Origin of the sequence: Micrococcus sp. KRD096 (assembly GCF_017168495.1) — a bacterium.
Taxonomy (GTDB): Bacteria; Actinomycetota; Actinomycetes; order Actinomycetales; family Micrococcaceae; genus Micrococcus; species Micrococcus luteus.
On sequence record NZ_JABFAY010000006.1, the window covers coordinates 32,262 to 42,272 of the forward strand.

The window sequence follows — 10,011 nt, forward strand, 5'->3', positions numbered from 1 at the left end:
AGGTCAGCCGGCGGGCGGCGCGTCGGCGCCGAGGGTGCGGTCCACGCCGGCGACGACGGCGGCCAGCCCGGTGCCGTGCACCCAGCTGCCCACGAGGTCGAGGCCGGGCACGTCCCGTGCCCAGTCGATCAGCGTGTCCGCCTTCGCGCGGTCGGGGCCGGCCTGCGGCGGGATGGAGCGGCGCCAGCGGGTGACGGTGCGGGCGACGACGTCCTCCTCCGCCAGCGGCACCCCGGTGAGAGTCGCCGTGTCCACGAGCGCCTGCGCGAGCAGCTCCTCGTCCGCGCTGCGGTGGCCCAGGGCCTCGGGCCCGCCGCCCTGGCGGCCGTAGGACAGGCGCAGCACGTGGCGGTGGGGATGACGGGCGACGCCGTCCTCCTGCGGGCGCGCGACGACCTCGCGCAGCCACGCCCACTTGGCGGTGGCGTGGGTCAGGGCCTTGGCGGCCACGCCCGTCCCGGCGCCGACCAGCACTCCGGTGCCGCGTGGCGCGTCGTCCAGGCCCGCGGCCTCGACGACGAGCGTGGCCAGCGCGATGCCCTCGCCGAGGGCGGGGCCGGCGTCGGGGTCCAGGGCCTCGGCCGAGAGCGGGGCCAGCAGGTCCCAGGCGGTGACGCCGTCCACGGCCAGCACGACGCGGTCCACGTCGAGCCCGCGGACGACCTCGTCGTCCCGGTCCGAGATCTGGGCCCACCAGCCGCCGGTGGCGGGCACGCGGGACAGGGCGGCCACCCGGACACCGCGCAGGACGGTGGCCCCGTCCTCGCGCAGCACCTCGACGAGCCGGCCGGTGAGGCGGACCATGCCGCCGTCCAGACCGGCCACGAGCGAGCCGGGGGTCCCGGTGGACCGCAGCGCGGCGACGCCCGCGGCCAGCCCGCCGTGCTCCACGGCGGCGGCGAGCAGGCCGGGGGCCACGCGCTCCAGCTCGACGACCGCGGGGTCGGCCGAGTGGACTCCGGCGACGACGGGGGCCACGAGGCGGTCGAGCACCTCGTCGCCGAGGCGGTCGGCCACGACCTGCGCGACGGTGACCGGTTCGCCGGCCGCGAGCGCGGCGGCCCAGCGATCCATGGGGGCCTCGGCGTCCTGCCGGGCGCGCTCCAGGCCGGCCGGCGTGAGGGCGGCGGCGAGGTCCTCGGCGTCGAGGTCGCCGGGGATGCCGACGATGCCGAGACGCGGGGCGCGCACGGGGCCGGCGGGACCGTGCAGCCACGAGCCGAGGGGCTCGGGCGCGACGATCTTCTCGCCCAGCCCGAGCTCCTCCACGAGCGCGCGCACGGCGGCACCGCGGACGGCGAACGACTCGGCGCCGCCGTCGAGTTCGAGGGTCTGGGTCTCGGGGGCCCCGGTCTCGCCGTGCGAGGGGACGTCGAGGAAGCGCGGGGAGACCGCGCCCCCGAGCACGGAGGTGGCCTCGGCGAGGGTCACGTCCCAGCCCGCCGTGGACAGTCGGTGGGCCGCGACGAGGCCGGCGATGCCGCCGCCGACCACGAGCGCCGTGCCGCTCATGCGCGCTCCTCCCGCTCGGCGGTCTCGACCCCCGGTGCCGGGTCCTGGCCCTCCCGCTCCGGCACGGGCAGGGAGTGGATCAGCTCGACCACGCGGGTCAGCACGGCCGCGTCCGTCTCCGGCGGCACGCCGTGGGCGAGGTTGACGACGTGGCCGGGCGCGACGGCGCCGGAGGCGACGACGTCGCGCACGTGGGCCTCGAGGACCTCCCACGGGGCGGCGAGCAGGGCCGGGTCGATGTTGCCCTGCAGGGGCACGGCGCCGCGTCCGTCGGGGCCGGGGTTCGCGCTGAGCCGGCGGTGCGCCTCGGCGAGCGTGAGGCGGTGGTCCACGCCGACGGCGGTCGCGCCCGCGTCACGCAGGTGGTGCAGGAACTCTCCGGTGCCCGTGCCGAAGTGCAGGAGCGGGGCGCCGTCGGGGACGCCGGGCCCGGCGAGGTCGGCGACATGGGCGAGGGCCGCCGTCGAGTGCGGCTGCACGTGCTCGAGGTAGTCGTCCGCCGAGAGCGAACCGGCCCACGAGTCGAACAGCTGCGCGGCGGAGGCGCCGGACTCGAGCTGGGCGCGCAGGAACTGGCCGGACACGGTGGCGGCCCAGCCGGCCAGGGCGGCCCAGGTCTCGGGGTCGGCGTGCATCATGCGTCGCGGGCCGAAGTGGTCGCGGGAGGGACGGCCCTCCACCATGTACGCCGCCAGCGTGAAGGGGGCGCCGGCGAAGCCGATCAGGGGGCGCGGTCCCAGCTCGGCGACGGTGGCCGCGACGGCGTCGCGGATCACGTCCAGGGCGGCGTCCTCGAGGACGGGCAGCGCGGCGACGTCGTCGGCGGTGCGGACGGCCTGGCCGAGCACGGGGCCCACGCCGGGCTGGATCTCCACGTCCACGCCCGCCAGGCGCAGGGGGACCACGATGTCCGAGAAGAAGATCGCCGCGTCGACGTCATGGCGGCGCACCGGCTGCATCGTGATCTCCCGGACCAGGTCCGGCATGAGGCAGGAGTCGAGCATCCCGATCCCCTCGCGCACCTGGCGGTACTCCGGCAGCGAACGGCCGGCCTGCCGCATGAACCACACGGGGTGGCGGTCGGGGCGCTGGCCGCGCAGCGCCCGGAGGAGCGGGCTGGCCACGGTCGAGCGTGACGGGTCCTCGGTGCGCAGCGGGTGCTCGGCGGGCAGCGCCGGGACGGCCGCGGGGGTCTCGGGGGTCTGGGACAGGGCGGACATGGCCCCAGTCTCCCACCGGTCGCGTCGCGGTGGCACATCCGCGTCCTATGTGAGCGCCGTCACAGGCGTCGACGGCGCCCGGGTCAGGTCCGCCTTCCCGGACGGGCGGGGCCGTCGGGGCTAGACTTGGCCCGCTGTGACTGTCTTCTCTCTCGTCGCCTCCCACCATGACCTGGACCTGGACACGGTCGCCCGCCTCAGCGCCGGCGCGACCGGGGTCGGGCCCGCCCTGCCCGGCAGCGGTGCGGCGGGCGCCGTCGTGCTGGCCACGTGCAACCGCGTGGAGATCTACGCCGAGGCCGACGGGGCCGGCGTCGAGGCCGCCCGCGCGGGGCTGCTGTCCGCCGTCGCCGCCTCCACCTCCCTGCCGGACGAGGACGTGCACGCCGCGTTCCGCACGCTCGACGCCGACGCCACGGCCCGTCACCTCTTCGAGGTCGGCGCCGGACTGGACTCCGCCGTGGTGGGCGAGCGCGAGATCGCCGGTCAGGTCCGGCGCGCCCTGACGGCGGCCCAGGAGGCCGGCACCGCCTCGGGCCCGCTCGTCCGCCTCTTCGAGTCCGCCACGCGCACGGCCAAGGACGTCGGCTCCCGCACGGCGCTCGGCGCGGCCGGCCGCTCGGTCGTCTCCGTCGCCCTGGACCTCGCGGAGGAGCTGCGCGGTCTCACCGACGCCGCGGCCCAGCGCGACTTCTGGGCCGGGGCCACCATCCTGCTGATCGGCACGGGCGCCTACGCCGGCACCACGCTCGCGCAGCTGGCGGACCGAGGCGCGACCACCGTCGGCGTGCACTCGGCCTCGGGCCGCGCGGAGCAGTTCGTCGCGGACCGCGGCGGCTGGGCCCTCGCGCTCGGCGGCGAAGCCGTGGCCGGTGCCGTCGCCGAGGCGGACGTGATCATCGGCTCCTCCGGTGGCGAGCGCCAGATCAGCCCCGAGCGCCTGCAGGAGCTGCGCGAGGGCGGACGGCGCCCGCTCACGGTGGTCGACCTGGCCCTCTCGCGCGACTTCGACCCCGCCGTCGCGGACCTGCCGGACGTCGACCTCATCACCCTCGAGTCGGTGCGGCTGGCCGCCCCCGAGCAGGCCCAGGTCGCCGTCGCCGAGGCCCGCGCGCTCGTGGACGACGCCGTCGAGGAGTACCGCGCCGCGCAGCGCGGCCGCAGTGCCGACGCGGCGATCAAGGCCCTGCGCCGCCACACCCTCGGCGTGCTCGACCGGGAGCTCGAGCGCGTGCGTGCCCGCCACGGCTGCACGGCGGCCGCCGAGGAGGTGGAGTTCGCCCTGCGCCGCATGGTGAACCAGCTCCTGCACGAACCCAGCGTGCGCGCCAAGCGACTCGCCGCCGAGGGCCGGCTCGACCGCTATGAGGACGCCCTCGAGGCGGTCTTCGGGATCGAGGCCCCCGGCCGCCCCGCCCCCGCCGTGGGCGCGGTCGAGGCGGCCTGCCCCGCGCACGAGGACGAGGGCGGCGCCGCGCGCATCGCGTGAGCCGGCCCCGCGCCAGGAGGACCCCGTGACCGCCCACCACGCCGCCACCGCGCCCGACGAGCCCGGGCGAGGCCGTCGTCTGCCCCGGCACGAGCGTCGCCGCCAGCTGTTGGACTGCGCCCGCGCGGTCTTCGCCGCGGAGCGGTACGCGGGGGCCTCCATGGAGCAGATCGCCGAGCGGGCCGAGGTCTCCAAGCCGGTCCTCTACCAGCACTTCCCCAGCAAGCACGAGCTCTTCCTCGAGCTGCTGGACGCCGAGGTCGCGAGCCTGCGCGCGCTCCTCGAGGCGGCGATGGACACCCGCCGGGACAATCGCGAACGGGTGCGGGCCACCGTCGCCGCCGTGTTCGAGTACATGGCCTCCCCCGAGCGGACCCACCGCCTGATCTTCGACTCCGGCATCGACGGGGACCCGGAGGTGCGCACGCGCAGCGAGGCCGTGCACCGGCTGCTCTCCTCCGAGGTCGCGCGCACCATCCGCGCTGACACCACCGTGGCCGAGGCCGAGGCCGAGGTGCTCTCCCGCGGACTCGTCGGCTATCTCCTGGGCGCCGCACGCCACTGGGCGGACCGGCTCGACGCCGACGCCCGCCCCGCCGCCGCCGAGATGGCCCGCACGGTGGACGCGCTCGTCTGGCGCGGCCTCGCCTCGCTGCCCTCCGCGGACGACGCGCCGCGCTGACCCGGCCGTCCGGCCCGTTTCGCCCGCGGGTGAACCTCGGGGGTGCCCGTCCACCCCGCCGAGCGGTCCCGTAGGCTGACGGCGGACCGCACAGGACGCGACGAAGAGAAGAGGTTCCCCATGGAGATCCGCATCGGTGTGCAGCACGTCGGCCGCGAGGTCGTCATCGACAGCGAGCAGTCGGCGGACGAGGTCCGCTCCCTCGTGGACGCCGCCGTCGCCGACGGCACCCCGCTGGTCCTGGCGGACGCCAAGGGCCGCCAGGTGGTCGTCCCCGGCGACCGCATCGGCTTCGTGGAGATCGGCGCGAAGAAGTCGGGCCCGCTCGGGTTCGCCGCCTCCTGACCCGCCCGCACGCCCCGGTGATCCGCCGGGGCGTGCGTCGTCTCGGCCCCTGCCCAGGAGCATCGCCATGTCGCCTCACGCCCTCGGCCTCCGCGGCCCCGCCGACCCGGCCCTGCTCGAGCGTCTCGCCGCCCTGCGGACGGAGCTCGAGTTGCAGCCGGCCTTCCCCGCCCCCGTCCTGGCCGAGGCGGAGGCGGCCGCGCGTGAGGTGCACGCGGGCCTGAGCGGGAGCCCGGACCACGCGGACCGCACGGCCCTGCCGTTCGTCACCGTGGATCCCGCCGGCTCCACGGACCTGGACCAGGCCCTGCTCCTGACCCCCGCCGACGACGACGGCATCCTCGTCCGCTACGCGATCGCGGACGTGCCCGCCTTTGTGGCCCCGGACGGCGCCGTGGACGCCGAGGCCCGCCGCCGCGGCCAGACCGTCTACCTGCCCGACGGCCGGGTCCCCCTGCACCCGGAGGTGCTGAGCGAGGACGCCGCCTCCCTGCTGCCGGACCGCGAACGCCCGGCGTTCGTCTGGACGTTCCTGCTGGACGCCGCGGGCGCCGTCGTGGAGACCGGCCTCGAACGCGCCCGCGTCCGCTCCCGGGCGCAGCTGACGTACGGGCAGGTGCAGGCCTTCCTCGACGCGCAGCCGGGGGCACAGGCGCCGACGACGCCGCGCCCCGGGGTCACCGACGCGGACCGGGCCGCCGCCGAGGGGTGGCCGGCCGAGGTGCGCGACTCGCTGGCGCTGCTGCCGGAGGTGGGCCGACGGCGGGCCGCACAGGAGGCCGCCCGCGGCGGTGCCTCCCTGAACCTGCCGGACCAGGAGGTCCGTGTCACCGAGGACGGGGCGCACGAGCTCGTGCACCGGGCGCCGTTGCCGGCGGAGGAGCACAACGCCCAGCTCTCCCTGCTGACCGGCATGGCCGCGGCCGAGCTGATGCTGGCCGCCGGAGTCGGGATCCTGCGCACGATGCCGGCGCCGGACGCCGACGCCATCGCCGCCTTCCGAGAGCGCACACACGCCCTGGGCGCCCCGTGGGACGAGGGCCAGGACTACGGCGCCTACCTGCGTTCCCTCGACCCCGCCGACGCGCGGCACCTGGCGGCGCTGCACGCGGCCACCGGGCTGTTCCGCGGCGCCGGGTACACGGCCTTCGACGCGCAGGCCGAGGACCCGGCCCTGCGCACACCGCCGGCCGAACCGGCCCAGGCCGCGCTCGCCGCCCCCTACGCCCACGCCACCGCTCCCCTGCGCCGGCTCGTGGACCGCTTCGTCCTGGCCCTGTGCCACGCCCACGCCATCGGCGCCCCCGCCCCCGCGTGGGTCCGCAGCGCCCTGCCCGCGCTGCCCGCCCTCATGGCGGACTCGTCGCGCCGGGCCTCGGCCGCGAGCCGGACGGCGGCGGACCTCGTGGAGGCGGCGGCGCTCGAGTCCCGCGTCGGCGCGGAGCTCGAGGGGATCGCGGTGCGCGAGGCGAAGGACGGCACGGAGGTGTGGTTGCTCGATCCGGCCGTGAGCCTGCGGGTGCCGGGCAGCGTCCCGGCGGGCACCCGGGTGCGCGTGCGGATCGAGGGCGTGGACCGCGCTTCGGGTGCGATCACGGCCGCGGGGGTAGACTGGCCGCACAGCTCACGCTGACCCAGGATGACCGGTCGCTCTCTGATCACCCTGACCCGCCGCCCGCGCCCCTGACGCCCGGGACGGCACCATGACCTGCCGGATCCGGCACGGCCCGCCGCGTACGGCGCGCCCGCCCGGTTCCACGGGGCGCCGCCCGTCGGCCGCTCCGCGTGCTTGCCTCGCGATCGGCTTCCGCTTGAACCGCGCGCACGGCGGAGCCGGGCCTTCCGCCCGCCGTGACGACGCCCGACCAGGAACGCGAGTCGCCATGACCCAGAACTCCGAGCACACCCCCGCCTCCGCCGACCTCGACCCGACGGTCGCCGCGATCGCGGAGGACATCGTCACCGAGGACGCCGCCCCCGTGGCCCCCGAGCAGACCTTCGCCGACTTCGGGGTGCACCCCGCGATCGTCGAGGCCCTGGAGGCCAAGGGCATCGTCCACCCCTTCCCCATCCAGGCCATGACCCTGCCGGTCGCCCTCGGCGGCCACGACATCATCGGCCAGGCCAAGACCGGCACGGGCAAGACCCTCGGCTTCGGCATCCCCGCGCTGCAGCGCGCCATCGGCCCGGGTGAGCCCGGCTGGGACGGCCTCGAGGCCAAGGGCACCGCGGGCGCCCCGCAGGCCCTGATCGTCGCCCCGACGCGCGAGCTCGCCGTCCAGGTGGCCGGCGACCTCACGGCCGCCGCGGCCCGGCGCCCCCTGCGCATCGCCACCATCTACGGCGGCCGCGCCTACGAGCCGCAGATCGAGGAGCTGCAGCGCGGCGTCGAGATCGTGGTCGGCACCCCCGGCCGCCTCATCGACCTGATGCGCCAGCGCCACCTGCGCCTGGACCTGGTGAACACGGTGGTGCTGGACGAGGCGGACGAGATGCTGGACCTCGGCTTCCTCCCGGACGTCGAGACCCTGCTCGCCGCCGTCCCGGCCGTGCGCCAGACCATGCTGTTCTCGGCCACCATGCCGGGTCCCGTGGTCGCGATGGCGCGTCGCTACATGACGCAGCCGACCCACATCCGCGCGGCGGACCCGGAGGACGAGGGCCTGACGAAGAAGGACATCCGTCAGCTCGTCTACCGCGCCCACCACATGGACAAGGACGAGCTCGTGGCCCGCGCCCTGCAGGCCGAGGGCCGCGGCCGGACCATCATCTTCACGCGCACCAAGCGCACGGCCGCCCGCGTGGCGGACGAGCTGACGGCGCGCGGCTTCGCGGCCGGCGCGCTGCACGGCGACCTCGGCCAGGGCGCCCGCGAGCAGGCGCTGCGCGCGTTCCGCAACGGCAAGGTGGACATCCTCGTGGCCACCGACGTCGCGGCGCGCGGCATCGACGTCGACGACGTCACCCACGTGTTCAACTTCCAGGCGCCGGAGGACGAGAAGACCTACGTGCACCGCGTGGGCCGCACGGGCCGCGCCGGCAACAAGGGCGTGGCGGTGACCCTCGTGGACTGGGAGGACATGCCGCGCTGGTCCCTGATCGACAAGGCGCTCGGCCTCGGCCAGCCCGAGCCGGTGGAGACCTACTCCTCCTCCCCGCACCTGTTCTCCGACCTCGGCATCCCGAAGGGCACGAAGGGCCGCCTGCCGCAGGCCAAGCGCGTGCTCGAGGGCCTCGAGGGCGAGACGCTCGAGGACCTCGGCGGCCCCGAGGCGAAGCAGCGCGACGGCGGTCGCGGACGGGGTCGCGAGGGCGGTCGGTCCCGCGACGGCGAGCGCGGCGGCCGTGAGGGCGGCCGCGGCGGACGTGGCGGACGGAACCGGGGCGGCCGCTCCGGCGAGGGCCGTGACGATGCACGCGGCGGAGGCCGCGGCGAGCGCTCGGGCCGCGGGCGTGGTGAGGCACCCGCCGAGCAGCGCGCCGAGGGCCGGGGCCGTGGTCGCGGCGAGGGCCGCGAGCGCACCGCCTCGCGCTCCGAGACCCCCGCGGCCCGGACGTCGGAGCCGGTGGCCGGCGTCGAGCTCACGGAGGCCCGCCGGGCCGAGCGCGCCGAGGCCCGGGCCGAGGCCCGTCGTCGCCGGGGCGGCCGCTCCCGCACGCGGCGCCGCAACGGCGAGGTCGTGGACGGCTGACCCTCCCTTCCGGGGCCCCGGGAGTCTTCTGCGCGAATGACCCTTCTGACCGCCGTGCAGGCGGCCGGAAGGGTCATTCGCGCAACGGATCCTCCGCCGTCGCCCGGGCCGTCCGGACTCAGCCGCGGATGATCGCCGTGCCGGTGCCCTGCCGCTCGATCTCGGCGAGCACCTCCGCGCCCGTGGTGTGCTCGCCGATCGGATTGGGCTTGCCGGTGCCGTGGTAGTCGGACGAGCCGGTGACGAACAGTCCGTGCCGGTCCGCGAACGCGCGCAGCCAGGTGCGCTCCTCCGCCGGGTTGTCCCGGTGCTCGACCTCGACCCCCGCCAGTCCGGCCTCGGCCATCTGCTCGAACACCTCGTCGCCCACCACGCGGCCCCGCATGCGCGCCCGGGGATGCGCGAACACCGGCACCCCGCCGGCGGCCCGGATGAGCGCGACCGCCTCGGCCGGGTCCGGGGCGAAGTGCGGCACGTAGTACTTGGACCGGCCGGCGAGGATCTCCCGGAACGCCGCGGACCGGTCCGGGACGGCCCCGATCGTCACGAGGGCGTCGGCCAGGTGGGGCCGGCCGATCGTCGCGTTCTCCGCCGCGTGCTCCTGGACCAGCTCCCACGTGATTGGGAAGTCCGCCCCCAGCCGCCGCACCATCTCCTGCGCCCGGATCAGCCGCGCGTCGCGGGCCAGGCCGACCTCCCGCAGCAGGGCGGGGTCCTCGGGGTCGTGCAGGTAGCTGAGCACGTGCACGCTCACGCCGTCGGCGGAGGTGCAGGACATCTCCATGCCGGGCACGAGCGTCAGCCCGGTCTCCCGCGCGGCGTGGGCGGCCTCGGCCCAGCCGGCGGTCGTGTCGTGGTCGGTGAGCGCGAGGCCGTCCAGCCCGGCCCGCGCCGCCGCACGCACCACGTCGGCCGGCGGCTCGGTGCCGTCGGACTCGGTCGAGTGCGTGTGCAGGTCGTAGCGGGCCATGGCGGCCATGGTACCGAGACCCGCGCGCGGCGGCCCCGACCCGCCCGCGCCCACCGGTGCCATGATGGGGGGCATGACCGATGCCGCACAGCACCCCGCCC

The 10,011-nt window shown here is 76.9% G+C and carries 8 protein-coding genes; 5 read left to right on the forward strand and 3 right to left on the reverse strand.

Annotation, left to right across the window (positions count from 1 at the left end; genetic code table 11):
- Positions 1–3: 3 nt before the first annotated feature.
- Together J1M41_RS03305 and hemE are read right to left on the reverse strand one after the other, a co-directional pair.
- Complete coding sequence (locus tag J1M41_RS03305) at positions 4–1,512, reverse strand: NAD(P)/FAD-dependent oxidoreductase (protein WP_206451140.1); 1,509 nt, start codon at positions 1,510–1,512, stop codon at positions 4–6.
- Positions 1,509–2,732: a uroporphyrinogen decarboxylase gene (gene hemE, locus J1M41_RS03310; protein WP_206451141.1), complete on the reverse strand. Its 1,224-nt coding sequence runs from the start codon at positions 2,730–2,732 to the stop codon at positions 1,509–1,511. The genes J1M41_RS03305 and hemE overlap by 4 nt, the downstream gene beginning before the upstream one ends.
- A gap of 136 nt (positions 2,733–2,868) precedes the next feature.
- Between hemE and J1M41_RS03315 the strand changes: the two genes are divergently transcribed.
- The 5 genes from J1M41_RS03315 to J1M41_RS03335 all read left to right on the forward strand — a co-directional run bounded on the left by J1M41_RS03315 (position 2,869) and on the right by J1M41_RS03335 (position 8,940).
- Positions 2,869–4,221, forward strand: coding sequence for a glutamyl-tRNA reductase (locus J1M41_RS03315; protein ID WP_206451142.1), 1,353 nt, complete (start codon positions 2,869–2,871; stop codon positions 4,219–4,221).
- 25 nt (positions 4,222–4,246) lie between these two features.
- Entirely contained in the window at positions 4,247–4,903 is a 657-nt protein-coding gene (locus J1M41_RS03320) for a TetR/AcrR family transcriptional regulator (protein WP_206451143.1), read from the forward strand.
- A 120-nt stretch (positions 4,904–5,023) separates the two neighbouring features.
- Complete coding sequence (locus J1M41_RS03325) at positions 5,024–5,248, forward strand: DUF3107 domain-containing protein (RefSeq protein ID WP_002854967.1); 225 nt, start codon at positions 5,024–5,026, stop codon at positions 5,246–5,248.
- A 67-nt stretch (positions 5,249–5,315) separates the two neighbouring features.
- A complete protein-coding gene (locus tag J1M41_RS03330) occupies positions 5,316–6,881 on the forward strand; it encodes an RNB domain-containing ribonuclease (RefSeq protein WP_206451144.1) in 1,566 nt (521 codons plus the stop codon).
- A gap of 250 nt (positions 6,882–7,131) precedes the next feature.
- Complete coding sequence (locus J1M41_RS03335) at positions 7,132–8,940, forward strand: DEAD/DEAH box helicase (protein WP_206451145.1); 1,809 nt, start codon at positions 7,132–7,134, stop codon at positions 8,938–8,940.
- A gap of 118 nt (positions 8,941–9,058) precedes the next feature.
- Here J1M41_RS03335 and J1M41_RS03340 read toward each other — a convergent pair whose 3' ends face one another.
- A complete protein-coding gene (locus tag J1M41_RS03340; RefSeq protein WP_049147253.1) occupies positions 9,059–9,919 on the reverse strand; it encodes a PHP domain-containing protein in 861 nt (286 codons plus the stop codon).
- Between the last annotated feature and the right edge of the window lie 92 nt (positions 9,920–10,011).

What these genes read in the sequence shown, in the direction of transcription:
- J1M41_RS03335 (WP_206451145.1), top strand. Translation starts at nt 7,132, where the DNA reads ATGACCCAGAACTCCGAGCACACCCCCGCCTCCGCCGACCTCGACCCG.
- J1M41_RS03325 (WP_002854967.1), top strand. Translation starts at nt 5,024, where the DNA reads ATGGAGATCCGCATCGGTGTGCAGCACGTCGGCCGCGAGGTCGTCATC.
- J1M41_RS03340 (WP_049147253.1), bottom strand. Translation starts at nt 9,919, where the DNA reads ATGGCCGCCATGGCCCGCTACGACCTGCACACGCACTCGACCGAGTCC.
- J1M41_RS03330 (WP_206451144.1), top strand. Translation starts at nt 5,316, where the DNA reads ATGTCGCCTCACGCCCTCGGCCTCCGCGGCCCCGCCGACCCGGCCCTG.
- hemE (WP_206451141.1), bottom strand. Translation starts at nt 2,732, where the DNA reads ATGTCCGCCCTGTCCCAGACCCCCGAGACCCCCGCGGCCGTCCCGGCG.
- J1M41_RS03305 (WP_206451140.1), bottom strand. Translation starts at nt 1,512, where the DNA reads ATGAGCGGCACGGCGCTCGTGGTCGGCGGCGGCATCGCCGGCCTCGTC.